This window comes from Rhodococcus sp. NyZ502 (genome assembly GCF_041464245.1).
GTDB lineage: Bacteria > Actinomycetota > Actinomycetes > Mycobacteriales > Mycobacteriaceae > Rhodococcus_F > Rhodococcus_F qingshengii.
Map to the genome: position 1 here is coordinate 2,469,293 of NZ_CP167155.1, position 25,745 is coordinate 2,495,037.

General features: G+C 63.0%; 21 protein-coding genes and 2 tRNA genes. 15 read left to right on the plus strand and 8 right to left on the minus strand.

The features are described from left to right. The first annotated feature begins 44 nt into the window (after positions 1-44). Positions 45-1,076: an ATP-dependent 6-phosphofructokinase gene (locus ACBG85_RS11560; protein WP_075832935.1), complete on the plus strand. Its 1,032-nt coding sequence runs from the start codon at positions 45-47 to the stop codon at positions 1,074-1,076. Between the two features lie 25 nt (positions 1,077-1,101). Further along, positions 1,102-2,613 carry an Asp-tRNA(Asn)/Glu-tRNA(Gln) amidotransferase subunit GatB gene (gatB, locus tag ACBG85_RS11565; RefSeq protein WP_007729370.1) on the plus strand — a complete coding sequence of 504 codons (1,512 nt, stop codon included), beginning with the start codon at positions 1,102-1,104 and terminating at the stop codon, positions 2,611-2,613. 88 nt (positions 2,614-2,701) lie between these two features. Here the strand turns inward: gatB and ACBG85_RS11570 are convergent, their stop codons facing one another. Beyond that, positions 2,702-3,748, minus strand: coding sequence for an NAD(P)-dependent alcohol dehydrogenase (locus ACBG85_RS11570; protein WP_372027524.1), 1,047 nt, complete (start codon positions 3,746-3,748; stop codon positions 2,702-2,704). Positions 3,749-3,875: 127 nt separating this feature from the next. Next, positions 3,876-5,006, minus strand: a complete 1,131-nt coding sequence (locus ACBG85_RS11575) for a sorbosone dehydrogenase family protein (protein WP_372027526.1) — start codon at positions 5,004-5,006, stop codon at positions 3,876-3,878. A gap of 90 nt (positions 5,007-5,096) precedes the next feature. Between ACBG85_RS11575 and ACBG85_RS11580 the strand changes: the two genes are divergently transcribed. After that, positions 5,097-5,924 (plus strand): DoxX family protein, encoded by an 828-nt coding sequence (locus tag ACBG85_RS11580; protein WP_003944742.1) that lies wholly within the window; start codon positions 5,097-5,099, stop codon positions 5,922-5,924. Positions 5,925-5,993: 69 nt separating this feature from the next. Here the strand turns inward: ACBG85_RS11580 and ACBG85_RS11585 are convergent, their stop codons facing one another. From ACBG85_RS11585 to ACBG85_RS11595, 3 genes are all read right to left on the minus strand, one after another. Beyond that, on the minus strand, positions 5,994-7,529 hold the full coding sequence (locus tag ACBG85_RS11585; protein WP_372027527.1) for an amino acid permease: 1,536 nt from the start codon (positions 7,527-7,529) through the stop codon (positions 5,994-5,996). A gap of 767 nt (positions 7,530-8,296) precedes the next feature. Further along, complete coding sequence (gene ilvD, locus ACBG85_RS11590; protein WP_007729361.1) at positions 8,297-10,138, minus strand: dihydroxy-acid dehydratase; 1,842 nt, start codon at positions 10,136-10,138, stop codon at positions 8,297-8,299. A gap of 72 nt (positions 10,139-10,210) precedes the next feature. After that, a complete protein-coding gene (locus ACBG85_RS11595; RefSeq protein ID WP_030535410.1) occupies positions 10,211-10,732 on the minus strand; it encodes a PH domain-containing protein in 522 nt (173 codons plus the stop codon). Between the two features lie 266 nt (positions 10,733-10,998). Here ACBG85_RS11595 and ACBG85_RS11600 point away from each other — a divergent pair, with 266 nt between their 5' ends. The 10 genes from ACBG85_RS11600 (at position 10,999) to ACBG85_RS11645 (ending at position 21,780) form a co-directional block, all read left to right on the plus strand. Further along, positions 10,999-12,939, plus strand: coding sequence for an acetolactate synthase large subunit (locus ACBG85_RS11600; RefSeq protein WP_030535411.1), 1,941 nt, complete (start codon positions 10,999-11,001; stop codon positions 12,937-12,939). Then, positions 12,936-13,439: an acetolactate synthase small subunit gene (gene ilvN / locus ACBG85_RS11605; RefSeq protein WP_003944718.1), complete on the plus strand. Its 504-nt coding sequence runs from the start codon at positions 12,936-12,938 to the stop codon at positions 13,437-13,439. The genes ACBG85_RS11600 and ilvN overlap by 4 nt, the downstream gene beginning before the upstream one ends. A 53-nt stretch (positions 13,440-13,492) precedes the next feature. Beyond that, on the plus strand, positions 13,493-14,494 hold the full coding sequence (gene ilvC / locus ACBG85_RS11610; protein WP_030535412.1) for a ketol-acid reductoisomerase: 1,002 nt from the start codon (positions 13,493-13,495) through the stop codon (positions 14,492-14,494). A 250-nt stretch (positions 14,495-14,744) separates the two neighbouring features. Then, positions 14,745-16,337, plus strand: coding sequence for a phosphoglycerate dehydrogenase (gene serA, locus ACBG85_RS11615; RefSeq protein WP_003944758.1), 1,593 nt, complete (start codon positions 14,745-14,747; stop codon positions 16,335-16,337). Positions 16,338-16,411: 74 nt separating this feature from the next. After that, positions 16,412-17,425 carry a 3-isopropylmalate dehydrogenase gene (locus ACBG85_RS11620; protein ID WP_003944691.1) on the plus strand — a complete coding sequence of 338 codons (1,014 nt, stop codon included), beginning with the start codon at positions 16,412-16,414 and terminating at the stop codon, positions 17,423-17,425. 84 nt (positions 17,426-17,509) lie between these two features. Beyond that, positions 17,510-18,283, plus strand: coding sequence for a fumarylacetoacetate hydrolase family protein (locus tag ACBG85_RS11625; RefSeq protein WP_003944722.1), 774 nt, complete (start codon positions 17,510-17,512; stop codon positions 18,281-18,283). Positions 18,284-18,673: 390 nt separating this feature from the next. Beyond that, positions 18,674-19,834, plus strand: a complete 1,161-nt coding sequence (locus ACBG85_RS11630) for an alkane 1-monooxygenase (protein ID WP_050656958.1) — start codon at positions 18,674-18,676, stop codon at positions 19,832-19,834. Between the two features lie 73 nt (positions 19,835-19,907). Further along, a complete protein-coding gene (gltX, locus tag ACBG85_RS11635; RefSeq protein WP_003944712.1) occupies positions 19,908-21,383 on the plus strand; it encodes a glutamate--tRNA ligase in 1,476 nt (491 codons plus the stop codon). A gap of 156 nt (positions 21,384-21,539) precedes the next feature. Then, positions 21,540-21,611, plus strand: a tRNA-Gln gene (locus tag ACBG85_RS11640). Between the two features lie 96 nt (positions 21,612-21,707). Then, positions 21,708-21,780, plus strand: a tRNA-Glu gene (locus ACBG85_RS11645). A 139-nt stretch (positions 21,781-21,919) separates the two neighbouring features. Here ACBG85_RS11645 and ACBG85_RS11650 read toward each other — a convergent pair. From ACBG85_RS11650 to ACBG85_RS11660, 3 genes are all read right to left on the minus strand, one after another. Next, complete coding sequence (locus tag ACBG85_RS11650) at positions 21,920-22,117, minus strand: DUF5302 domain-containing protein (RefSeq protein WP_007729345.1); 198 nt, start codon at positions 22,115-22,117, stop codon at positions 21,920-21,922. 83 nt (positions 22,118-22,200) lie between these two features. Then, positions 22,201-22,704 (minus strand): pyridoxamine 5'-phosphate oxidase family protein, encoded by a 504-nt coding sequence (locus tag ACBG85_RS11655; RefSeq protein WP_003944740.1) that lies wholly within the window; start codon positions 22,702-22,704, stop codon positions 22,201-22,203. 55 nt (positions 22,705-22,759) lie between these two features. Next, positions 22,760-23,461: an IclR family transcriptional regulator gene (locus ACBG85_RS11660; protein ID WP_007729342.1), complete on the minus strand. Its 702-nt coding sequence runs from the start codon at positions 23,459-23,461 to the stop codon at positions 22,760-22,762. A 158-nt stretch (positions 23,462-23,619) separates the two neighbouring features. Between ACBG85_RS11660 and leuC the strand changes: the two genes are divergently transcribed. After that, entirely contained in the window at positions 23,620-25,041 is a 1,422-nt protein-coding gene (gene leuC, locus ACBG85_RS11665) for a 3-isopropylmalate dehydratase large subunit (protein WP_003944727.1), read from the plus strand. Positions 25,042-25,069: 28 nt separating this feature from the next. Then, entirely contained in the window at positions 25,070-25,678 is a 609-nt protein-coding gene (gene leuD / locus ACBG85_RS11670) for a 3-isopropylmalate dehydratase small subunit (protein ID WP_003944724.1), read from the plus strand. Positions 25,679-25,745: the final 67 nt, after the last annotated feature.

Sequence of the window (25,745 nt, forward strand, 5' to 3'; positions counted from 1 at the left end):
ATGGACACCAAGATCCACAATCCGGTCACGAGAGGTGCTGCACTATGCGAATCGGAATCCTCACGGGCGGCGGCGACTGCCCGGGCTTGAACGCGGTCATCCGCGCCGTCGTACGTACGTCGGCCGGTCGTTACGGCAGTACCGTGGTCGGATTCCGGGACGGCTGGCGAGGATTGCTCGAGGACCGCAAGGTCCCGCTCGACTCCGATGACCGCATCAACCGCATCCTCACCCGCGGCGGCACGATCCTCGGCACCGCTCGCGTGAACCCCGACAAACTCCGTGCGGGCCTCGATCAGATCAAGCAGACTCTCGACGACAACGGGATCGACGTCCTGATCCCGATCGGCGGCGAAGGCACTCTCACCGCGGCCAGTTGGCTTTCCGAGAGTGGCGTACCCGTGATCGGTGTGCCCAAGACGATCGACAACGACATCGACTGCACTGACGTGACTTTCGGTTTCGACACCGCCTTGGCTGTCGCCACCGACGCCATTGACAGGCTCCACACCACGGCCGAATCGCACCAGCGCGTCATGCTCGTCGAGGTCATGGGCCGGCATGCGGGCTGGATCGCGCTGCAGGCCGGACTGGCGTCGGGGGCACACCTGACTCTGGTTCCGGAACAGCCGTTCGACGTCGACGAGGTGTGCGCGATGGTCAAGAAGCGCTTCCAGCGTGGCGACTCCCACTTCATCTGCGTCGTGGCTGAAGGTGCGATGCCCGATCCCGCGTCGATGACCCTGCGCGAAGGTGGCATAGACGAGTTCGGCCACAAGATCTTCACCGGTGTCGCGCAGCAGCTCGGAAACGAGATCGAGCGCCGGATCGGCAAGGAAGTTCGCACCACCGTCCTCGGGCACATTCAGCGCGGTGGCACCCCGACGCCGCACGACCGCATCCTCGCCACTCGCTTCGGCGTTCATGCCACCGACGCAGCTCACCGCGGAGATTTCGGTCAGATGGTCGCGTTGCACGGAACGTGCATCGACCTCGTTCCGCTCGCCGAGGCGACCCGCAAACTCAAGACGGTGCCCAAGGAGCGCTACGAGGAGGCAGCCGCATTCTTCGGCTGAGCCGCAGACGCATAAACTGATCACCATGACTGCTGTCGATGCGCCCGACATCCTCGATTACGACGAAGTACTGACCAAGTACGAGCCTGTGATGGGTATGGAGGTGCACGTAGAACTCGGCACCGCGACCAAGATGTTCTGCCCGTGCCCCACCGAGTTCGGTGCCGAACCCAATACCCAGGTGTGCCCGGTCTGTCTGGGCATGCCCGGTTCGTTGCCGGTGGTGAACGCAGCCGCTGTCGAGTCCGCGATCCGGATCGGCCTTGCGCTCAACTGCTCCATCACGCCGTGGGGCCGATTCGCACGCAAGAACTACTTCTACCCGGATCAGCCGAAGAACTACCAGATCTCCCAGTACGACGAGCCGATCGCAACCGAGGGTTACCTCGACGTGATCCTCGACGACGGCACGACGTGGCGCGTCGAGATCGAGCGCGCCCACATGGAGGAGGACACCGGTAAGTCCCTCCACGTGGGTGGCGCTACCGGTCGTATCCACGGTGCCAGCCATTCGCTGCTCGACTACAACCGTGCGGGCGTTCCCTTGGTGGAGATCGTCACCAAGACCATCCACGGTGCCGGTGAGCGCGCCCCCGAGGTTGCTCGCGCGTACGTCACGGCGCTTCGTGATCTGCTGAAGTCCCTCGACGTCTCCGACGTCCGCATGGATCAGGGATCGATGCGCTGCGACGCCAACATCTCCCTCATGCCGATCGGTTCCACCGAACTGGGGACCCGCACCGAGACCAAGAACGTCAACTCCCTCAAGAGCGTCGAGGTCGCAGTTCGCTACGAAATGCGCCGTCAGGCAGCAGTTCTCGACGCCGGCGGTGAGGTCATCCAGGAGACCCGCCATTTCCAGGAAGGCGACGGCACCACCGCAGCGGGACGCCGGAAGGAAACGGCCGAGGACTACCGCTACTTCCCGGAACCGGATCTCGAGCCCGTCGCTCCGAGCGCCGAGTGGGTCGAAGAACTGCGCGGTACCTTGCCGGAGCTTCCCTGGATTCGCCGTGCGCGGATCCAGAAGGACTGGGGAATCTCCGACGAGGTCATGCGCGACCTCGTCAACGCCGGTGCCATCGATCTGGTGATCGCGACCACCGAGGCCGGTGCTTCGCCCGAGGCAGCGCGCTCCTGGTGGCTGTCCTACCTGTCACAGCAGGCGAACACCCGTGGCGTCGAACTCGGCGCTCTGCCGATCACCCCGGCGCAGGTTGCCCAGGTCGTAGCTCTCATCGACAGCGGCAAGCTCAACAACAAAGTGGCTCGCCAGGTCGTCGATCACGTCCTCGACGGCGAGGGTGACCCGGAGCAGGTTGTCGCGGCCCACCCGGAGTTGGTCGTCGAACGTGACGAAACCAAGCTCAAGGCAGCCGTCGACGAAGCGCTCGCAGCGAACCCCGACATCGCGGACAAGATTCGCAGTGGCAAGGTGCAGGCCGCCGGAAAGATCGTCGGCGACGTCATGAAGGCCACTCGTGGACAGGCAGACGCGGCTCGTGTGAAGGAACTTGTCATCGAGGCGTGCAGCTAGCGCACACTGAATTTCTGACACTGATGCCCGGCCGAATCGAATTCGGCCGGGCATCAGTGTTTTTCGCTGTCGTTTTGCCGCTGTCGGTCTACAGACCAGGGACCACAACCGCGCGGCCGCTGAGCGTTCCGGCGGCCAGTCGTCGATACGCTTCGGCGCCGTTGTCGAGACTGAAGGTCTCCACCGCGATGTCGAAGATGCCGGCGTGCGCCAGGTCGATCAATTCGATCAGCTCGTTGCGGGCACCCCAGTACGGAACTGTCACAGAAGCCTCGTAAGGACTTTGGAAGAACCCGACTTTGGCATGGGCCTGCCCGTCGCCGATCCCGACGATAGTGACGTCCGATCCGACGCCGGCGACAGCCATCGCGGTGTCGATGGTGGGCTGATAGCCGACGAAGTCGAGAACCAGTGCGGCGCCCTGACTTCCGGTGATACTGCGGACGTTCTCGGCCGCGTCCTTGTCGGACAGAACCACTTCGTGAGCGCCTACCTTGGTTGCCAGTTCGAGCTTGTCCGCGCTCACGTCGAGTGCGATGACGGTTGCTGCCGAGAGGTGGCGGAGGAGTTGGATGGCGACATGGCCGAGACCGCCGGTACCGATGACGACGGCGTACGAGCCACCGCGAAGTTTCGGCAGTGAACGCTTGATCGCGTGATACGGAGTCAGACCGGCGTCGGTCAGCGGCACCGTCTTGACCGGATCGAGGTCGCCGATCGGGACGAGGTGGCGAGGTGAATCGACGATCATGAATTCGGCCAACGCGCCGGGTGCACCGAGACCAGGAGGATTGATGCCGAGTTCTTTTGCTCGAGAACAGTAGTTTTCGAGTCCTTGCGAGCAGTGCCAACAGTTGCCACAGCCCCAGGGTCCGTAGACGACGACATTGGTTCCGATGTCGAGCCCTTCGACGCCCTCGCCGACGGCGGCGACCCGGCCGGCGCCCTCGTGGCCGAGCGTGAGAGGAAGGCCGTAGGTGTACTGCTCCTCGGGCAGGCTCATGATGAAGTCGTCCGAGTGGCAGACGCCGGCAGCGGTGACTTCCAGGAGCACTTCACCTGGACCGGGCTCGGGTTTGGGAATCTCCGTGAGTTCGGGTTCTGCGCCGATTCTCGTGTACTGGATTGCCTTCATACCGACTCCTTTGTCGTGGTTGGGCCAACCGGTCCTGGCAAATGCGTGGTGTTTAGCCCCGCTAACAAAAGAGTACGCATCTGTGCATGTTCGGTCACGGGATCCGTGACCGAACAGACATGGCGGCTCAGTCGATCCCGCCGCTGCCACTCGGCATCGGGATCTTGACCACCTTGTCGTCGTTCGGACCCGGCTCGCCCGCGGTTTTGTTTATCGTGCTCGCCCACATCAAACCGTCGGATCCGAGTGCCAAACCGCCCAGCTGGCCGTACGTGTCTTTCGCCACTGCCGACGGCGCGGTCGTGACGGCACCTGTTCCTGGATCTACGGCCAGCGCCGAGATCGCTTTGCCGGCCCCCAGCGCGACAGCTACCACTCCCTGCGCCGCGATGCACCCGCCGACTCCGGGTCGGTCGGGCCACGTCCACGCGGGGGATGTCACCGTGCCGTCGGCGCCGACGCGTTGGAGGCGATCCTCGAGAGTGGTTCGGTCCGTGACCCACGTCGCGATTCCCGGATCGACGCACACGCCGCCGCCGTTTCCGATTCCGGACAGAACAACTTCCGGGCGAGGCGGCGCAGCGTTGGGTGTCAGCGATCGGACCCGCAAGAGTTTCCCCGCCAACGAGGCGGGATCCTGAGCAACCGCGGGGTTTCCGGTATCGCCTGTCAGAACCATGAGCTGGTCCGGGGCCGCGAACTCCAGTGACCCGCCGTTGCCGCTCGCGCCGCGCGGGATTCCACCGAGGACCTCCTTGGCGGTGTCACCCGGAGCGATGCGGACCACCCGGTTGTCCGTTCCGGTGGTGACGTAGGCATAGATCAGGTTGTCTTCGACAAACGTGGGGGAGAGTGCGATGTCGAGCAGGCCGCCGTCACCGCTGCCGTCGACGTCGATCTTGGCTACCTCGACCGGTGTTGTGTTGGGAGCTACCTGCATGATCCGGCCGGTCCGCCGTTCGGCAACCAGTCCGGAGTTCCCGTCCGGGAGTGTGACGAGCCCACCCGTGGTGTCGAGACAGGTTGCGATCACGGCGGTGTCGGCATCCTGACACGGTCCGAGGGGGCCGGTCCGCGGCGCCGGCGGCGTGGTCGACGGCGGCGGGTTCTCCGGCTGCACTTCCGCGCTGGCCTGGTTGGTCGGTTCGGGTGTGAACGGCGAGGCAGTCGATTCGTCGAAGTCGGCGCAACCTGCGAGCAACGATGTCCCGAGCACCAGCGCCAGTGCGCCCAGCGCTGCATGCCTACCCGTAGTCATGCCCAAGACGTTACGTAATGCACGGCAGATGCCGCCACGCCGGACCAAGGTTCCCCGTCGAGTTCGTGAATCGGTCATAGGCTCACCTACGTGACTGACGAGCGAAAAGATCCCAGCGAGTTGTCGGATGCGGACAAGCCGACGGGCAATGTGTCCAGTCCGTATGATTCGCCCACCGAACAATTTCCGACGGTGAGCGCCAAGAATCCGTTGCCGCGGACCGACGACGATCTCGATTTCGGTTCCACGAACGCCAACTCCCTGACCGAACAGATACCGACATACCGAGCACCTGGCGCGGATCAGCCGACCGTGGCTCTCGAGCGTGAGACGGCGTACGACGCTCCGATCGCCGCCGTCCCCACCGCCGAAGCCGTGGCAGGTACAACTGAGTCTCCGCGGGGCCGAGGCACTCTCGACCTCGGGTTGCTTGCACTGCGATTGGCCGTCGGTGGAACTGCGTTGGTGCACGGTCTGCAGAAGTTGACCGGTATCTGGAACGGGCCGGGGCTGAACGGGTTCGAGTCGATGCTGGCGGACGCCGGGTTCCAGCAGGCGAAGTGGATGGCGATACTCGGCGCCGTCGGTGAAGTCGCAGGTGGCGCCCTCCTGATCCTCGGGTTGCTGACTCCCGTTGCGGCAGCGTCGGTTCTGGCGGTGATGATCAATGCGTGGGCGCTGCGTCAGGCGAGCGCACCCGGCCTGGAGTACTTCGCCCCGGCCGGGACCGAGTACGAGATGCTGCTCGGAATCTGTGCGGGCGTCATCATTTTGACGGGACCAGGTCGTATTGCGCTCGACGGTCGTCGTGGCTGGGCAACTCGTCCGTTTATCGGATCGCTCGTGGTTTTGATCCTCGGTATCGCTGCCGGCGTCTGCACCTGGATCTTCCTGAACGGTGCCAATCCGCTCATCTGATACTCGCGCCGTCGAACAAAACGAACCGCCGCTCTCCGAATCGGAGAGCGGCGGTTCGTTTATGAAGGATCAGTCCTTGACGAGTACCGGGTCGGCGTTCGCGGACGGGATGGCGGTTCCGTCCTTGAGTTTGCGACCGAGGACCGACTTGCGGTGACCGTAGGCGAAGTACACGAGCACACCGATGGCCATCCAGACGAGGAACCGGATCCAGGTCTCGACCGAGAGGTTGAGCATCAGCCAACCGCAGGCGAGCACGGCGACGATCGGAACGAACGGCACCAGCGGGACGCGGAATCCGCGCGGCAGGTCGGGGCGGGTGCGGCGAAGGACGATGACACCGACACAAACCAGGACGAAGGCGAACAGCGTTCCGATGTTGACCATCTCTTCGAGCGTGCCCATCGGGAAGAAGGCTGCCAGGACGGCGACGATGCCACCGACGATCAACGTGATGCGCATCGGGATGCCCTTGGCGTTGGTCTTGGCCAGGCTGCGCGGCATGAGGCCGTCACGGGACATGGCGAAGAGGACGCGGGTCTGGCCGAGCATCATGACCATGACAACTGTCGTGAGGCCGGCCAGGCCACCGAAGTTGATGGCGGTTTGTGCCCAACCGATTCCGTTGGCCTCGAATGCGGTTGCGAGGGTGGCGCTGGAATCGCCGACCAGCGGACTGCCGTCCTTGAGTTCGGTGTACTTGACCATGCCGGTCAGTACGAGCGTGACGGCAACGTAGAGAACCGTGACGATGGCGAGCGAGCCGAAGATTCCTCGCGGCAACGACTTCTGCGGGTTCTTGGTTTCCTCGGCGGTGGTGGCGACGACGTCGAAACCGATGAAGGCAAAGAACACGAGGCTGGCTGCGGCGAGCAATCCGTAAGCGCCGTAGCTACTTCCGCCTGCGCCGGTCAGCCAGGAGAACAGGGTCTGATGGATTCCGCTTGCAGAACTCTCGGTTCCTTCGGACGGCGGGATGAAGGGGGAGTAGTTCTCCTTCTTGATGTAGAACGCGCCCACGACGATGACGAGCAGGACTACTGCGATCTTGATCGCGGTGATGATCGCGGAGACTCGCGAGGAAACCTTGGTGCCGATCGCGAGGATCAGCGTGATCGCGCCGATGATGAGCAGAGCGCCCCAGTCGAAGCTGATCGAACCGATGTGGGCGGTGGTGCTTCCGCTGGCCCCGATGACGTTGCCGAGGTACAGCGACCAGCCCTTGCCGACGACGGCGGAGGCGAGAGCGAACTCGAGAATGAGGTCCCAGCCGATGATCCAGGCGGCGAACTCCCCGAACGTGGCGTAGGAGAACGTGTATGCGCTGCCTGCGACGGGGACGGTGGAGGCGAACTCCGCGTAACACAGCGCGGCGAGGCCACAGGCGATGGCAGCGAGAACGAATGCCAGTGAAATGGAGGGTCCTGCGACATTGCCTGCGGTTCGAGCAGTCAGCGTGAAGATGCCTGCGCCGATGACGACGGCGACTCCGAATACCGTGAGGTCCTTCGCGTTCAGTTCCTTCTTGAGCTTTGTCTCAGGCTCGTCGGTGTCCGCGATCGATTGCTCGACGGATTTGGTGCGCCATATGCCGACTCCGGGCATGTATTGCTCCTTGGTTGTTTCCCGTCGACCTTGTGGGTGACGGGCGGTGGCTGACTGTCGTCGTTGTGATGTGCGTCTCAGCGACCTGATGAGGGAACCACTGGTGAGCGCCGTGTGCAAGTCGGCTCGCTCGAACTGACCGAAATGATCACCTGACTGAAAGTCATCCCCCCTCATGTATCTGAATTGATCAGCTGGTGTCTGAAACCCTACGTCCAAGTGAATTCGCTCACGAGCCGGACGCGCGATTCGGTCTGAAATGTCTGATAGCTCATATCGTTCCGTTGGTGCTCCGCGTGTCGCCCGGTTATTCGGTACCTGTCGGTCGGTCTTGCTGTCGATGAGTTGCACTGTCGCTGTACCAGCACGTCCCATTTCACCCGTATCGGGGCGACAAACGAGAGGACCACCGCGTACCTGGATCCGGTCGAGCGTCCATCACGCGTCGTGGCAGAGTGTGTCGGCAACGGGATGATCGGATTGGGTTGTGGTTCAAGCTCATACAACACCGGAGGAAGTATGGCGTGTTCGGACGCAGTCGGTCCCGCGTTCTTCTCCGAGGTGACATGAACCCGACTCTGTCGACCCTCTGTCGTGGCCCGTTGGCGAGCATTCTCGTGGAGCTGAGTTGGTTGCCGCACGTGCGGCTGCCCGAAAACCTTGTGTGACTGTCACATCGGCTACGGGCGTCTCGAGCCGCACGAGCGCTGACAGAAAAAATCCCCGGCCGAAAAGCGGCCGGGGATTTTTTCGATTCGTGGCAGAACTTACGGAACGTAGCGAACCGCGCCCTTGTCGGCGGACGTCGCCAGAGCGGCGTAGGCGCGCAGTGCTGTCGTCACGGTGCGCTGACGATCGACCGGCTGCCACGGGCGCTCCGAGGCCTCCATCTTCGCGCGTCGCTCGGCGAGGACGTCGTCGTCGACCAGGATCTCGAGCGTGCGCGAGGCGACGTCGATGCGAACCTGATCGCCGTTCTGGACGAGACCGATGATTCCGCCTGCGGCAGCCTCGGGGGAGATGTGACCGATGGACAGCCCGGAGGTTCCGCCCGAGAAACGACCGTCGGTGATCAGCGCGCATTCCTTACCGAGGCCTGCGCCCTTGAGGAAGGCAGTGGGGTGCAGCATTTCCTGCATGCCGGGGCCACCCTTGGGGCCTTCGTAGCGCACGACGAGAACGTCGCCGGCCTTGATCTTCTTCTGCAAGATGACCGAGACGGCTTCTTCTTGGGATTCGACGACGAGCGCCGGGCCCTGGAAGGAGAACAGTTCCTCGTCGATGCCGGCCGTTTTGAGTATTGCGCCGTCGAGTGCGATGTTGCCACGCAGGACAACCAAGCCGCCTTCGACGGTGTAGGCGTTCTCGACGTCGCGGATACAGCCGCCGGCCGCATCGGTGTCGAGGGCAGACCAACGGTTGTCCGTGGAGAACGGTTCGATGGTGCGCACGCCGCCGGGAGCCGCGTGGAAGAGTTCGATTGCCTCGTCGGTTGCCTTGCCGGAGCGGATGTCCCAGTCGTCGAGCCACTGGTCGAAGCTCTTGGTGTGCACGGTGGACACGTCGGTTTCGAGGAGTCCGCCGCGGCGAAGCTCACCGAGCAGGGCGGGGATTCCGCCGGCGCGGTGGACGTCTTCCATGTGGTAGTCCGAGTTGGGAGAGACCTTGGACAGGCACGGAACCTTTCGGCTGATCGCGTCGATGGTGTCGAGGTCGAAGTCGACCTCGCCTTCCTGCGCCGCAGCCAGCGTGTGCAAGACGGTGTTGGTGGAACCGCCCATGGCGACGTCGAGAGCCATCGCGTTGCGGAACGCTGCCGGGGTCGCGATGTTGCGTGGCAGCACCGACTCGTCGCCGTCGCGGTAGTACTTGAGGGCAGCCTCGACCACGGTGGTGCCCGCACGAGAGAAGAGTGCGTGACGAGCCTTGTGAGTTGCCAGCGTGGAGCCGTTGCCCGGCAATGCGAGGCCGAGGGCCTCCGTCAGGCAGTTCATGGAATTGGCGGTGAACATTCCGGAGCAGGACCCGCATGTCGGGCACGCGCTGCGCTCGACCTCGTCGAGGCCCTCGTCGGACACGGCATCGTTGGCAGAGGCGGAGATCGCGGTGATGAGGTCGGTGGGGGCTTGGGCCACGCCGCCGACGACCACTGCCTTACCGGCCTCCATCGGACCGCCGGAGACGAAGACGGTCGGGATGTTGAGACGCATTGCAGCGTTGAGCATGCCGGGAGTGATCTTGTCGCAGTTGGAGATACACACCAGTGCGTCGGCCGTGTGGGCGTTTGCCATGTACTCGACCGAGTCGGCGATGATCTCGCGGCTCGGGAGCGAGTAGAGCATTCCGCCGTGGCCCATTGCGATGCCGTCGTCGACTGCGATGGTGTGGAACTCACGAGCGACGCCGCCGGCCGCACTGATGGCCTCGGCAACGATCTCGCCCACGTTCTTGAGATGCACGTGGCCGGGTACGAACTGGGTGTACGAGTTCGCTACGGCGACGATCGGCTTTCCGAAGTCGGAATCCGTCATTCCTGTGGCGCGCCACAGGGATCGGGCTCCGGCAGCATTACGTCCGATGGTGGTGGTGCGTGACCTCAACGGGGGCATGGGCGTGTTCCTTATGTGATCGTTGCTGGTCCACTCAAATAGAAGCGAGGGCCTTTCAACGCTACTCGCGTGCTACGGGCGCTTCTCTTCGGGCTGGTCCTGTGTGTTCTCGGCGACCTCGGATTCTGCTTCTGCTTCTGCAGCTGCTTCTTCCTCTTCGGCTTCCTTGGCGGCGAAGGCTTCTGCGGCGGATGCGTAGGGATCGGTGATGCGGCCACCGCTGGCGATCGCGATCTCGGGAAGCCTGACGAAGCTGACCGCAGGCAGGGTCACCTCGGTTCCGTCGGTGAGTTCCGCGCGCGCCCAACTCCGCTTCGGGAAGCGGAAACCCTTGACGTCGTCCCAGGCGAGGGTGCGCTTGGAGAACGTCGAGCGGACCTCGAGGCCGTCAGGGCTGACGGTGGTGCGCAGTCGCGCGACGAGATAGACGGCGATGATCGGAAGGATCAGCAACCAGCTGAAGGCGACGGGCCACCCGAAGATCGGGAAGCTGACCGCGAACAGAAGGAACGCGCACGCCATGTAAGCGAGCTGCGAAATGCGGATGACGTGCCGAAGTGGTTTCGGCGTGTGGGATGATTGAGCCGGTGGCACGGGCTGCTGCGAAGTTGACACCTCTACATCTTCGCATTGCAGCCGATGTATCTCAGATTCTGGGACGGTCGACTCACCAAGTTTGCCGTTCGCGACTAGCGCCTCTACTGTCGAGTGCGTGAAACAGAATGAGTTGCTCGTAATCGGCCGGCGCGTCGTCGCCTGAGTCGATTTCTCAACTCACCAGATAACGACGCGCCACCCTCGCTCAGCAGATGCTGACGGGGGTTTTTTGTTGCCCGGAGCCAGAATCAGAGGATTTCCCAGTGAGCGCACCAACAGCACGGCCTCAACCCACGCCGCGCAAGTCAGGGACACCGAGCCCGACAACCGCGGCTGCCGCAACCCAGACGGCCAACCGTCGCCAGCTCCCGCCTGAGCGGGTAACCGGCGCGCAGTCTGTGGTTCGAGCCCTCGAAGAGCTCGAGGTCGACACGGTATTCGGCATTCCCGGCGGTGCCGTGCTCCCGGTTTACGACCCACTCTTCGATTCGGTCAAGGTTCGCCACGTGCTCGTGCGCCACGAGCAGGGTGCAGGCCACGCTGCCACCGGTTACGCCCAGGCGACCGGCAAGGTCGGCGTCTGCATGGCTACCTCGGGTCCCGGTGCGACCAACCTGGTCACGCCGCTGGCCGACGCGCAGATGGACTCCGTTCCGATCGTGGCGATCACCGGACAGGTGGCGCGCTCGCTGATCGGTACCGACGGCTTCCAGGAAGCCGACATCTCAGGCATCACGATGCCGGTCACCAAGCACAACTTCCTGATCACCGACGCGATCGACATCCCGCGCATCATGGCCGAGGCCTTCTACCTCGCGGCCAGCGGTCGCCCCGGCGCCGTCCTGGTCGATATCCCCAAGGACATCCTGCAGTCGCAGACCACGTTCTCGTGGCCGCCGGAGATGCGTCTGCCGGGCTACCGCCCGGTGACCAAGCCGCACGGCAAGCAGGTTCGTGAAGCTGCACGTCTGATCGCCGACGCCAAGTCGCCGGTTCTGTACGTCGGTGGCGGCGTCATCAAGTCCGACTCCTCGCCGGAGCTGCTCGAATTGGCCGAGCTGACCGGTATCCCCGTCGTCACCACGCTGATGGCCCGCGGCGCGTTCCCGGACAGTCACGACCTCAACTGCGGTATGCCGGGAATGCACGGCACCGTTGCCGCAGTCGCCGCTCTGCAGCGTAGCGATCTACTGATCACCCTCGGTGCGCGTTTCGACGACCGCGTGACCGGTCAGCTGAATTCCTTCGCGCCCGACGCCAAGGTCATCCATGCCGACATCGACCCGGCCGAGATCGGCAAGAACCGCTACGCGGACGTCCCGATCGTGGGCGACTGCAAAGAGGTCATCACCGAACTCATCGAGGCGATCCGTGCCGACATGGCCACGGGCACCACGTTCGACCTCACCGAGTGGTGGGCGTACCTGAACGACATCCGTCGTACGTACCCGCTGAGCTACGACCGTCCCACCGACGGTCAGCTGAGCCCGGAGTACGTGATCCAGACCGTCGGCAAGCTCGCCGGACCGGATGCCATCTACTGCGCCGGCGTCGGTCAGCACCAGATGTGGGCCGCGCAGTTCGTCGGCTACGAGAAGCCGCGCACGTGGCTCAACTCGGGCGGGCTCGGCACCATGGGGTACGCGGTTCCCGCAGCCATGGGCGCCAAGATGGGCATGCCCGACACCGAGGTGTGGGCGATCGACGGCGACGGCTGCTTCCAGATGACCAATCAGGAACTCGCAACCTGCGCACTCGAAGGTATTCCGATCAAGGTTGCCCTCATCAACAACGGCAACCTCGGCATGGTGCGCCAGTGGCAGACACTCTTCTACGAAGAGCGCTACTCCAACACCAACCTCGGAACGCACGGCGCCATCCGCATCCCGGACTTCGTGAAGCTCGCAGAAGCATTGGGCTGCCACGGAATTCGTGTCGAGCGTGAAGAAGATGTCGAAGCTGCGATCCGTGAGGCGCAGTCCATCAACGACAAGCCTGTCGTGATCGACTTCATCGTCACCGCCGACGCACAGGTGTGGCCGATGGTCGCTGCCGGAACGAGCAACGACGAAATCATGGCGGCCCGGGGCATCCGGCCGCTGTTCGACGACGACGAGGCAGTTGCCGAGCCCGCCGTCATCCACGAAGCCATGTCACGCGAGCAAGCCGGACCCGCCGCGGGCACAGGGGAGGATCAGAAGTGAGCACCAGTCACACCCTCAGTGTTCTCGTCGAGGACAAGCCAGGCGTGCTGGCTCGCGTCTCCGCACTTTTCTCCCGCCGCGGATTCAACATCGAATCCCTTGCGGTGGGCGGAACCGAGATCCCCGAGATCTCACGTATGACCATCGTCGTCACGGTCGACGAGTTCCCTCTCGAGCAGGTGACGAAGCAGCTCAACAAGCTGATCAACGTCATCAAGATCGTCGAGCAGGACGGTGAAGCATCCGTCGCTCGCGAGCTCGTGCTCATCAAGGTGCGCGCTGATGCAAGCGTGCGCACGCAGGTCATCGAAACGGTGAACCTGTTCCGCGCCAAGGTGATCGACGTCTCTCCGGAGTCCGTCACCATCGAGGCGACCGGTACTCGGTCCAAGCTGGATGCACTGCTGCGGATGCTTGATCCGTACGGTATCCGGGAGATCGTTCAGTCCGGGGTCGTGGCAGTCGGTCGAGGGCCGAAGTCGATCACGGCCACCCGCTAGTACTTTTAGACACGTAAAAATCCAAGGAGAGGTTGAGAACTGTGGCAGTCGAGATGTTCTACGACGACGATGCCGATCTGTCGATCATTCAGGGCCGCAAGGTTGCTGTGATCGGCTACGGAAGCCAGGGCCACGCCCATTCGCTGAGCCTGCGTGACTCGGGCGTCGATGTGCGCATCGGCCTCAAGGAAGGCTCGAAGTCGCGTGAGAAGGCTGAAGAGCAGGGGCTGACGGTCGGTACGCCGGCAGAGGTTTCCGAGTGGGCCGACGTCATCATGGTGCTCGCACCTGACACCGCGCAGGCGAGCATTTTCACCAATGACATCGAGCCGAACCTCAAGGACGGCGACGCGCTGTTCTTCGGTCACGGCCTGAACATTCACTTCGACCTGATCAAGGCTCCGGAGTTCGTCACCGTCGGCATGGTCGCCCCCAAGGGCCCCGGCCACCTGGTGCGTCGTCAGTTCGTCGACGGCAAGGGCGTTCCCGCGCTCATCGCCATCGACCAGGATCCCAAGGGTGAAGGCCAGGCTCTCGCTCTGTCCTACGCCAAGGGCATCGGCGGAACCCGCGCAGGCGTCATCAAGACCACGTTCAAGGAAGAGACCGAGACGGACCTCTTCGGCGAGCAGGCCGTGCTCTGCGGCGGCACCGAGGAACTGGTCAAGACCGGTTTCGAGGTCATGGTCGAGGCCGGCTACGCACCCGAGATGGCGTACTTCGAGGTTCTGCACGAGCTCAAGCTCATCGTCGACCTCATGTACGAGGGTGGCATCGCCCGCATGAACTACTCGGTGTCCGACACCGCTGAGTTCGGTGGATACCTCTCCGGCCCGCGCGTCATCGACGCCGACACCAAGGAGCGCATGAAGGCGATCCTGGCCGACATCCAGTCCGGCGAGTTCACCCGTCGTCTGGTTGCCAACGTCGAGAACGGCAACACCGAGCTCGAGGGCCTGCGCAAGGCCAACGCCGAGCACCCCATCGAGGTCACCGGCAAGAAGCTGCGCGACCTGATGAGCTGGGTCGATCGTCCGATCACCGAAACCGCGTAATTCGCAGTTTCACGCTCCACGTCTCCACTGGCCTGATGCCGCGCCGGTTCAATTACGTTGAACCAGCGCGGCATTGGGCCGGAGTCGTTTTCCGGGTCGTCTGAGTCCGGATTCATATTCCGTCGAGAATTTGCCCGCGAAAGTGTCCACTATGTGGTATTGCCTACCGCGTTGTGGATTCCAAGTGAGCGCGCACTAAACTATCGGTGGTTAAACCACCTTCACACCCACCTAATCAGGGAGTTTGCACGTGAGCCAGCCTGGCCGTCCCGTTGTTCTGATCGCCGACAAGCTCGCGCCGTCCACAGTCGAGGCGCTCGGTGACGGTGTGGAGGTGCGTTGGGTCGACGGACCCGACCGCCCGGCGCTGCTCGCCGCGGTACCCGAGGCCGACGCGATTCTCGTCCGTTCCGCCACTACCGTCGACGCCGAGGTTCTGGCTGCCGGCACCAAGCTGAAGATCATCGGCCGCGCCGGTGTCGGCCTGGACAACGTCGAGATCCCCGCGGCCACCGAGCGCGGCGTGATGGTCGTCAACGCACCGACCTCCAACATTCACTCCGCTGCCGAGCACGCTGTCGCGCTCCTCATGTCGACCGCTCGCCAGATTCCCGCAGCAGACAAGACCCTGCGTGAGAACACCTGGAAGCGAAGCAAGTTCAACGGTGTCGAGATCCTCGGCAAGACCGTCGGTGTCGTCGGACTCGGCCGCATCGGCCAGCTCTTCGCGCAGCGTCTCGCTGCGTTCGAGACCACGATCATCGCGTACGACCCCTACCTGCCCGCAGCGCGCGCAGCGCAGCTCGGCATCGAACTGGTCACCATCGACGAGCTCGTCGAGCGCGCCGACTTCATCTCCGTGCACCTGCCCAAGACCAAGGAAACGGCCGGCCTGATCAACGCCGAGCGCCTCGCCAAGGCCAAGGACGGCGTCATCATCGTCAACGCCGCTCGCGGTGGTCTGATCGACGAAGATGCGCTCTACGACGCACTCGTCTCCGGCAAGGTCCGAGGCGCCGGTCTCGACGTGTTCAGCACCGAGCCGTGCACCGATTCCAAGCTTTTCGAGCTCGACAACGTCGTTGTCACCCCGCACCTCGGAGCATCGACGTCCGAGGCTCAGGACCGCGCAGGTATCGACGTGGCCAAGAGTGTTCTCCTCGCTCTGGCAGGCGAATTCGTTCCCGAGGCTGTCAACGTCTCCGGCGGCCCCGTGGGCGAAGAAGTTGCTCCGTGGCTCGAGCTCGTCCGCAAGCTCGGTCTCCTCGCTGCGACGTTGTCGCCCGAAGCTGTGCAGACCGTGCAGGTTGTCGCCACCGGCGAGCTGTCTGCCGAAACCGTCGACATCCTCGGCCTGGCTGCACTGCGCGGCGTGTTCTCCGCCAGCAGCGATGAGGCTGTCACGTTCGTCAACGCTCCGGCACTGGCCGAGCAGCGCGGCGTGACCGTGTCGGTCGAGAAGCACTCCGAGGCTCTTGCTCACCGCAGCGCGGTCGAGGTGCGTGCAGTTGCCGCCGACGGCACGGTCACGTCGGTCACGGGCGCACTCACCGGTCTGCAGCAGGTCGAGAAGATCGTCAACATCAACGGACGCAGCTTCGACCTGCGCGCCGAGGGCCACAACATCGTCGTTCACTACAGCGATCGCCCGGGCGTTCTCGGTGTCCTCGGCACCGTCCTCGGAAACGCGGGCGTCGACATCCTCGCAGCAGCACTGAGCCAGGATGCCGAAGGCGAAGGCGCAACTGTCATCTTGCGCGTCGATCGCGTCGTCGGTGACGCCGAGGTCGAGGCAATCGTCTCGCAGCTCGACGCTCGCGTCGCCCAGGTCGACCTTTCCTGATTGTTTTTGCTGTGCGCCTTTATCAACCGCCCGCGGTTGATAAAGGCGCACAGTTCTACTGAGATGAGGACTCCATGAAGCTTGCGGTCATTCCGGGTGACGGAATCGGCGTCGAGGTCACTGCCGAGGCGCTCAAGGTGCTCGGCAAGTTGGTTCCGGATCTGGAAACCACCGAATACGATCTCGGTGCCCGTCGCTACAACGCCACCGGCGAGTTGCTCCCGGCGGACGAGCTGGACCAGATTCGTCAGCACGACGCAATTCTGTTGGGCGCCATCGGTGATCCGCGGATCGTCGCACCCGGCATCCTCGAGCGTGGTCTGCTGCTGAACATGCGCTTCCAGCTCGATCATCACGTGAATCTTCGTCCCGCACAGCTGTATCCGGGTGCGCTGTCGCCGTTGGCGGCCCAGCCGGAGATCGACTTCGTCGTGGTTCGTGAAGGCACCGAGGGTCCGTACACCGGAAACGGTGGAGCGATCCGCGTCGGCACCGATCACGAGATCGCAACCGAGGTGTCGATCAATACCTGGTTCGGTGCCGAGCGCGTGGTGCGTTACGCATTTGCCTTGGCGCAGACCCGGTCCAAGCACCTCACCTTGATTCACAAGACCAACGTGCTCTCCAACGCGGGCGCAATCTGGACGCGTGCAATCGAGACCGTCGGTGCCGAGTTCCCGGACGTCGAAACCGCGTACTGCCACATCGACGCGGCCACGATCTACATGGTCACCGACCCGTCGCGCTTCGACGTGATCGTCACGGACAACCTCTTCGGTGACATCATCACCGACCTCGCCGGCGCCGTAACCGGTGGCATCGGTTTGGCCGCAAGCGGAAACATCGACGCGTCGGGTACCAATCCGTCGATGTTCGAGCCCGTTCACGGCAGTGCTCCGGACATCGCAGGCAAGGGGATCGCCGACCCCACTGCCGCGATCCTCTCGGCCGCACTGCTTCTTCGCCATCTCGGACGCGAGGACGACGCCGCTCGGGTCGAGGCTGTGGTCGCTGCCGACCTGGCTACCCGCGGCGAAGGTCCCATCTCCACAACGGAGATCGGCGACCGGATCACTGCAGCGCTGTAAGGAATTCTTTCACGAGACTGACGCGCGTGAGCCTTTCGGCTTGCGCGCGTCAGTCGTTTCCGGCACCCCGATAGACTGGCCGGCATGCGTCTTGGTCGAATTGCCAGTCCCGATGGTGTTGCGTTCGTCAGTATCGAAGGTGAAGAGGATGCCCTCGTCGCCAAGGAAATTGCGGAGCACCCGTTCGGGAACCCCACATTTACCGGCCGAAGTTGGCCGCTCGCCGATGTTCGTCTGCTGGCTCCGATTCTCGCCAGCAAGGTGATCTGCATCGGCAAGAATTATGCAGATCACATCGCGGAGATGGGCGGAGAGGCTCCCGCGGACCCCGTGATCTTCCTCAAGCCAAACACGTCCATAGTTGGCCCGGGTGCCCCGATCGTCTTGCCTCCCACCTCGAACGAGGTGCACTTCGAGGGTGAACTCGCGGTCGTCATCGGTCAACCGTGCAAGGACGTTCCGGCGGCGAAGGCGTTGAGCGTGGTCCTCGGTTACACGATCGCCAACGACGTGTCGGCGCGAGATCATCAGCGTCACGACGGGCAGTGGACGCGCGCGAAGGGCCACGACACTTTCTGCCCACTCGGCCCCTGGATCGAAACCAGTCTGGATGCGTCCGACGTCGATATCAAGACCGAGGTGAACGGCCAGGTCAAGCAGGACAGCAGCACGGCTTTTCTCCTCCACGACATTCCGAAGATCATCGAGTGGATCTCGGCGGTGATGACTCTCTTGCCTGGCGACGTCATCCTCACCGGCACCCCCGCCGGAGTAGGCCCGATCGTCGACGGCGATTCCGTGTCGGTCACGGTCTCGGGGATCGGCACGCTCACGAACCCGGTGACCGCCAAGAGCTGATCTGACCCGGTTCGTTCAGTCACGCGACTACGGAGGCCCCATCCAACCGGATGGGGCCTCCGTCGTGGTGTGAGGTCGAGAGGTGTCTGTCGCAGAAAAGTTGCAAGATGGTAACTATCGCCAGTGGATTGATCGGGATTGCCAACCGACTCGAAGAAATCAGGCTCCGGGACTGACCTGCGGGTTTCATGACCCAGGCGAAGCTTCGCCTCTGATCCTCCTGGCGTTATGTCGGATTTGGCCAGGTTGGGAGAGTTCGCCATACGGTTTGCTGTCGCGGCCCGTAACAGACCAAATTCCCTGAAATGTAACGCTGAGCAGTAGGGTGACCGATAACTGGATAGAAGCCGATGGGGCAATCGAGTGGATTGCGCAGAAACGTGGTGATACATGACGACCTTCGCGGAAGCCTCCCGGACAGCGGCAGGGCAAGCGCGGAACGGGCAGCGGCCGGTGTGGCGAGACAAGAAGCGCTACCTGTGGCCACTGGGTTTGCTGGTTCCTCTCAGCCCGTTCGCTGCGTGGTTCCTGGTCGACAAATTCAGTCTCGGGCTCTTCTGGGCCATCGGGGCGTGGCTGATCGTCATCGTCATTCCCCTGATCGATCTCCTGGCGGGCGAGGACGGCAACAGCCCACCGGACGAAGCGATCCCTGAATTGCAAGAGGATCGTTTCTACCGCTGGTGCACGTACTTGTTCCTGCCCCTCCAATACGTCGGGCTGGTGTTCGTCGCGTGGTGCTGGGTGAACGCGCCGATGGCGGCGGGGGAGAAGTTCGCGCTCGCGATGACTGCCGGCGTGGTTGCCGGTGTGGGGATCAACGCGGCGCATGAATTGGGGCACAAGAGTGAGAAGCTCGAGAAGTGGCTCGCGAAAGTAGCGCTCGCGCAGTCCTTCTACGGCCATTTCTACGTCGAACACAACCATGGTCACCACGTCCGCGTCGCGACGCCGGAGGATCCGGCCAGCTCACGGTACAAGGAAAACTTCTGGTTCTTCTTGCCTCGCAGCGTCATCGGCGGCCTGCGCTCGGGATGGCGGATCGAAAGCGCTCGTCTGAGGCGTCAGCGGAGACGGACGTGGAGTTACCGCAACAACATCCTGAACGCGTGGGCGATGAGTGTGGTTCTGTTCGGCAGTCTGATCGCCGCGTTCGGCTGGGAAATTGCGCCGTGGCTCGCCGTTCAGGCAATTGCAGGCTTCACGTTCCTCGAGACCGCCAACTATCTCGAGCATTACGGCTTGCTACGTGCGAAGCGGCCTGACGGCTCGTACGTCCGGTGCTCGCCCGAGGACAGCTGGAACAGCGACCACGTCGTCAGCAATCTGTTCCTCTATCAACTTCAGCGTCACAGCGACCATCACGCGAATCCGCGTCTGCGGTACCAGAGCCTGCGAAGTGCGGCCGAAGCGCCGCAACTTCCAGCGGGTTACGCAGTCATGATCGTCTGCGCGTGGGTGCCGCCGCTGTGGCGAAAGGTCATGGACAAGCGACTGCTGGCCTACTACGACGGCGACATGACACGCATCAACGTCCTGCCGGGTAAGTGATCGGCCGGATGGAGGAAGCGCTGCCGGACTAACCTGTAGTACGACCATCCATCATCGCCGAGCCAAGTGAGCCATGACCAACAGCGAAGTACGCGTCCGTTTCTGTCCGTCACCCACCGGAACCCCGCACGTGGGTTTGGTGCGCACCGCCTTGTTCAACTGGGCATTCGCACGACACCACGGCGGCACATTCGTGTTCCGTATCGAAGACACCGATGCGCAGCGCGACAGTGAAGAGTCCTACCAGGCCATCCTCGACGCCCTCCGCTGGTTGGGGCTCAATTGGGACGAAGGCCCGGAGGTCGGTGGGCCGCACGCACCGTATCGCCAGTCCGAGCGTCGCGACCTGCATCTCGACGTTGTTGCCAAGTTGCTGGCCGCGGGCGAGGCCTACGAGTCCTACTCGACCAACGAGGAGGTCGAAGCGCGACACAAGGCGGCCGGACGCGATCCGAAGCTCGGATACGACAACTTCGATCGCGAGCTCAGCGACGAGCAGCGCGCTGCCTATATCGCCGAGGGGCGCAAGCCCGTCGTCCGCCTCCGGATGCCCGATCATGATCTGACCTGGAACGACCTGGTGCGGGGCGAGACCACGTTCAAGGCAGGCACCGTTCCGGACTTCGCGCTGACTCGCGGCAACGGCATTCCGCTGTACACCTTGGTCAACCCGGTCGACGACGCGTTGATGAAGATCACCCATGTACTGCGCGGCGAAGATCTTCTGTCCTCGACTCCGCGTCAGCTCGCGTTGTACGAGGCATTGATTCGTATCGGTGTCGCCGATTTCACACCGTCGTTCGGGCACTTGCCTTTCGTGATGGGTCAGGGCAACAAGAAGCTTTCCAAGCGCGATCCCGAGTCCAACCTCTTCATCCACCGCGATCGGGGCTTCATTCCCGAGGGATTGCTGAACTACCTGGCTCTGCTCGGGTGGAGCATCGCCGACGATCACGATGTCTTCTCGCTCGACGAGATGGTTGCGGCCTTCGACGTCTCCAAGGTCAACTCCAATCCTGCCCGCTTCGACCAGAAGAAGGCCGACGCGATCAATGCCGAGCACATTCGTCTGCTCGAGCCGGCCGACTTCGCCGGTCGTCTGAAGTCGTTCCTGGTGGAGCACGGACACATCGGCGCCGACGTCGACGAAGCCACGTTCACTGTTGCGGCGGACCTCGTGCAGACGCGCATCGTCGTCCTGTCCGACGCGTGGGATCTGCTGAAATTCCTGTTCGTCGACGAGGCGTCGTTTGCTCTCGATCCGGCCGCGGCGGCAAAGAACTTGAAGGAAGATGCCGGTCCGGTTCTGGACGCGTCTCTTGCGGCGCTCGATGCCATCTCAGAGTGGTCGGCGGCCAGTATCGAGGAAGCACTCAAGAAGGCCCTCATCGAGGATCTGGAGCTCAAACCGCGTAAGGCCTTCGCTCCGGTTCGGGTCGCGATCACGGGCTCTCACATCAGCCCTCCGCTGTACGAGTCGATGGAATTGCTCGGTCGTGAGGTCTCGCTCGCTCGGTTGCGCGCCGGTAGGGCAGCGGTAACCGCCTAGATCGGACGGTCTTCCGGCCGAAAATGAAGCAAAAACCTCCTGTGACCATACGATTTGGTATTTGGGGCAGGGGTACTGGTAATCTTCTTTTCGGCCGGAGACGAGCCGCCGAGCACAACAGCGAAGCGGATCGAGCAAGGCTGGTGAGCAAGACCTTGGGGTATGGTGTAATTGGCAACACAGCGGTTTCTGGTACCGCCATTCTAGGTTCGAGTCCTGGTACCCCAGCGGAAATCCGGTCGATTTTGTGGCCGGACTCAGACAAGCTAAGCTTGCTGAGCATCCAAGAGCAAGACTGAAATACCACGTTTAAAAGCGTGTCCTGGCCCCGTCGTCTAGCGGCCTAGGACGCCGCCCTCTCAAGGCGGTAGCGCGGGTTCGAATCCCGTCGGGGCTACAAAGGAAAGACCCTCCGATCATTGATCGGGGGGTCTTTTCGTATGTGCGGGAAATGTATCCGGCGATGCGAAAAACGATCACCCCCAGTCGAATTCGACTGGGGGTGATCGTCATCTCACTCTGTTGTCCGCGATCGGTTATCCGCTCTTACGGCGGAACTCTCGCTTGTGATCGGCCGGGCCATGCGTGTTGTGGACCTTGGACTGTCCGTCGCGATGGTCGGTCGATTTGGCGTTCTGATGATTCTTCCGTTCGAGGGCCTCACGGAACTTTCGTTTGGTTTCCTCCGATTGGGATTCGGGTTCGGACGGGGTGTTGCTGTCGAGATCGCTCATATGCTCACTCCTTGTTGTTGGGCCTGTTGGTGAAACTACGCCGGCCCGAATTCGATTGCTCGTGATTTTTCCGCTCACGAATCTCAGGGCTGCGGCGGCGGTGCGGTAGAGCCGGAAAGAGGCATCGCAGGCATCCCGAGCTTGCGGTGATCCCACGAACGAGTTCGATCGGGAACGAACCGTACCGCGACGCGCTTGTGGAGCATCGCGTCGACGGCCGGGCGGAGATCGTCGGTGTACGGGCCCGTGTACCGCTCCCAGACGCTGATTCCCACAGCGAAGAGGGCTTCCGGATCTTCGACGATGACCCCGGTACCCTCCATCGAGACTCCTCGGAGCGTGTCGTACGTCTGACCGTCTTCGATCAGGACGGACATTCGGGCGTCCCGGCGAAGATTGACGGCCTTCTGCGACTTGGCTTTGGTCTCGAACCAGATTTCGCCGTCGACTATCGCGAACCACATCGCGATCAGGTGAGGCATTCCGTCGGCGCTCAACGTCGCCATCGTTGCCGTACGGCTCTTTTCGACGAAGCTCGAGATTTCGGCCTCGGTCATCGTGATCTGACTACGCTGCTTTCCTGCCATGGTCGCGTCGTACTCCTACGTGCTCGAGGATCTGAAGGCCTTACTGTGTCACGAATTACAGACGCTTGTGGAGCGCTTCGGCAGCTGCGAGAAGGTCCGCCGCCCAGCGGGCTCCCGGTCGTCTACCCATCCGATCGATGGGGCCGGAGACCGAAATCGCGGCAATGACAGCGCCTGCCGAGTCTCGGACGGGAGCCGCGACGCTGGCGACACCGGGCTCACGTTCGGCCGCGCTCTGTGCCCAGCCGCGCCGGCGAACCTCGAGGAGCACTCGTTCGCCGAACGACGCATCGGCGAGGACGGTCCGTTGGGTTTGTGGATCTGCCCATGCGAGAAGGACCTTGGCGCCGGATCCGGCGTTCATCGGCAGTCGGGCTCCGACGAGCACCGTGTCACGCAGGCCGGTCGGTGGTTCCATCGACGCGACGCAGATGCGTTGTGTGCCTTCGCGACGGTACAGCTGGACGCTTTCGCCGGTGATTTCGCGAAGGCGGGGGAGGATGAGTCCGGCCGCAGCAATGAGTGGATCATTAGCGGTGGCAGCGAGTTCGGCGAGTCCGGGCCCTGGGCACCACTGACCGTCCGAGTCGCGAGTGAGGAGTCGATGGACTTCGAGACCGACGGCGAGTCTATGGGCGGTCGCGCGCGGCAAACCGGTTCGTGCACAGAGTTCGGTGAGGCTGCACGGTTCCTCAGCTACTGCATGAAGCACGCCCATTGCTTTGTCCAGGACGCCGATGCCGCTATGCTGTCTCATAGGTCGATACCAGTTTCTCGCATAGTGGGATGCTACCGCATTTCCTGGAGGGATAGCGCATTTCCTCGGGACAGTCTGCATCTGCTGTGAAGGCTGGGGACCTACTTCACGCGCGGCGGGCCAGCCCGTAGTCCGCCGACGCGAGGCTACGTACAGAGGTGGAAGACATGGCACAGAAAGCACGCACTCTCGCCGAGAAGGTGTGGGACGACCACGTTGTCGTGAAAGGGGAGGGGCAGGATCCCGACCTCATCTACATCGATCTCCACCTCGTTCACGAAGTGACGAGCCCCCAGGCATTCGACGGACTTCGCCTGGCGGGACGCCAGTTGCGCCGTCCCGATCTGACGATCGCCACCGAAGACCACAACGTTCCGACGATCGACATCGACAAGCCGATCGCAGATCCCGTGTCCAAGACTCAGGTCGACACCTTGCGCCGAAATTGCGAGGAGTTCGGAGTTCGCTTGCACCGCATGGGCGATCTCGATCAGGGCATCGTGCATGTGGTCGGACCGCAGCTCGGCCTGACGCAGCCCGGAACCACCGTGGTGTGCGGCGACAGTCATACGTCGACGCACGGCGCATTCGGTGCGCTCGCAATGGGAATCGGCACCAGCGAGGTCGAGCATGTGATGGCAACGCAGACATTGTCGTTGCGCCCCTTCAAGACCATGGCGATCACGGTCGACGGCGAGCTGCCTCCCGGCGTCACGAGCAAGGACTTGATCCTCGCAGTCATCGCCAAGATCGGCACCGGCGGCGGCCAGGGCTACGTACTGGAGTACCGCGGCGAGGCCATTCGCAAACTGTCGATGGAAGCTCGTATGACCATCTGCAACATGTCGATCGAGGCCGGAGCCCGCGCGGGCATGATCGCACCGGACGAGACCACTTACGAGTTCATCAAGGGCCGTCCGCATGCACCGTCCGGCGCAGAGTGGGACGAAGCCGTCGCCGCGTGGGAGTTGCTCAAGACCGACGAGGGCGCGGAATTCGACAACGAGGTTCACATCGACGCAAGCGCATTGACGCCTTTCGTCACGTGGGGAACCAATCCGGGACAGGGTGCGCCGCTCGGCGACCGTGTGCCTGATCCCGAACTGATCGTCGACGAGAGCGAGCGTCAGGCAGCCGAGAAGGCGCTCACCTACATGGGTCTCGACGCCGGTATGCCGCTTCGGGATGTTTCTGTCGACACCGTGTTCGTCGGTTCGTGCACCAACGGACGCATCGAAGACCTGCGCGCAGTGGCGGAGGTGCTCGAGGGTCGCCATGTGGCAGAGGGCGTTCGGATGCTCATCGTTCCCGGCTCGATGCGGGTGCGGGCTCAAGCCGAAAGCGAAGGTCTCGGTGAAATCTTCACAGCGGCAGGGGCTGAATGGCGCCAGGCCGGTTGCTCGATGTGCTTGGGAATGAACCCTGACCAGCTTGCTCCCGGCGAGCGTTCGGCATCGACGTCCAACCGGAATTTCGAAGGCCGACAGGGTAAAGGTGGCCGGACCCATCTGGTTTCCCCGCTCGTCGCGGCTGCCACGGCGGTCCGCGGAACGCTCTCGGCACCGGCCGATCTGGTCTGACCCACTTACCATCTCGAGGAGAATTTCGATGGAATCCTTTACCACGCACAAGGGTATCGGCGTCCCGCTGCGACGCTCGAATGTCGATACCGACCAGATCATCCCTGCCGTGTACCTGAAACGGGTGACGCGCACCGGATTCGAGGACGGACTGTTTGCAGGCTGGCGTACCGACCCCAACTTCATTCTCAATCTGGCTCCGTACGACAAGGGAAGTGTCCTCGTGGCCGGTCCCGATTTCGGCACGGGCTCTTCGCGTGAGCATGCCGTGTGGGCTCTCTCCGACTTCGGATTTCGGGTCGTCATCGCATCCCGGTTCGCCGACATCTTCCGCGGAAACGCCGGAAAAGCCGGTCTCGTAGCGGCACAGGTCGAGCAGAGCGACGTCGAATTGCTCTGGAAGTTGCTCGAAGAGCAGCCCGGACTGGAATTGACAGTAGATCTCGAGAATCGGACCGTCAGCGCCGGAACTACGGTGGTGCCGTTCAATATTGACGACTACACACGGTGGCGTCTGCTGGAGGGTCTCGACGACATCGGACTGACATTGCGGCAGGTAGACGCGATTTCCGAGTTCGAAAAGTCAAGGCCTTCATGGAAACCGACTACCCTTCCAGCCCGAATTTCGCAGGGCTGAACCGAAATCCGCAACTCCGCGCGGGAAGAGAAATAGGTCACCATTTCGCAGTCACGTTGAATGAGAA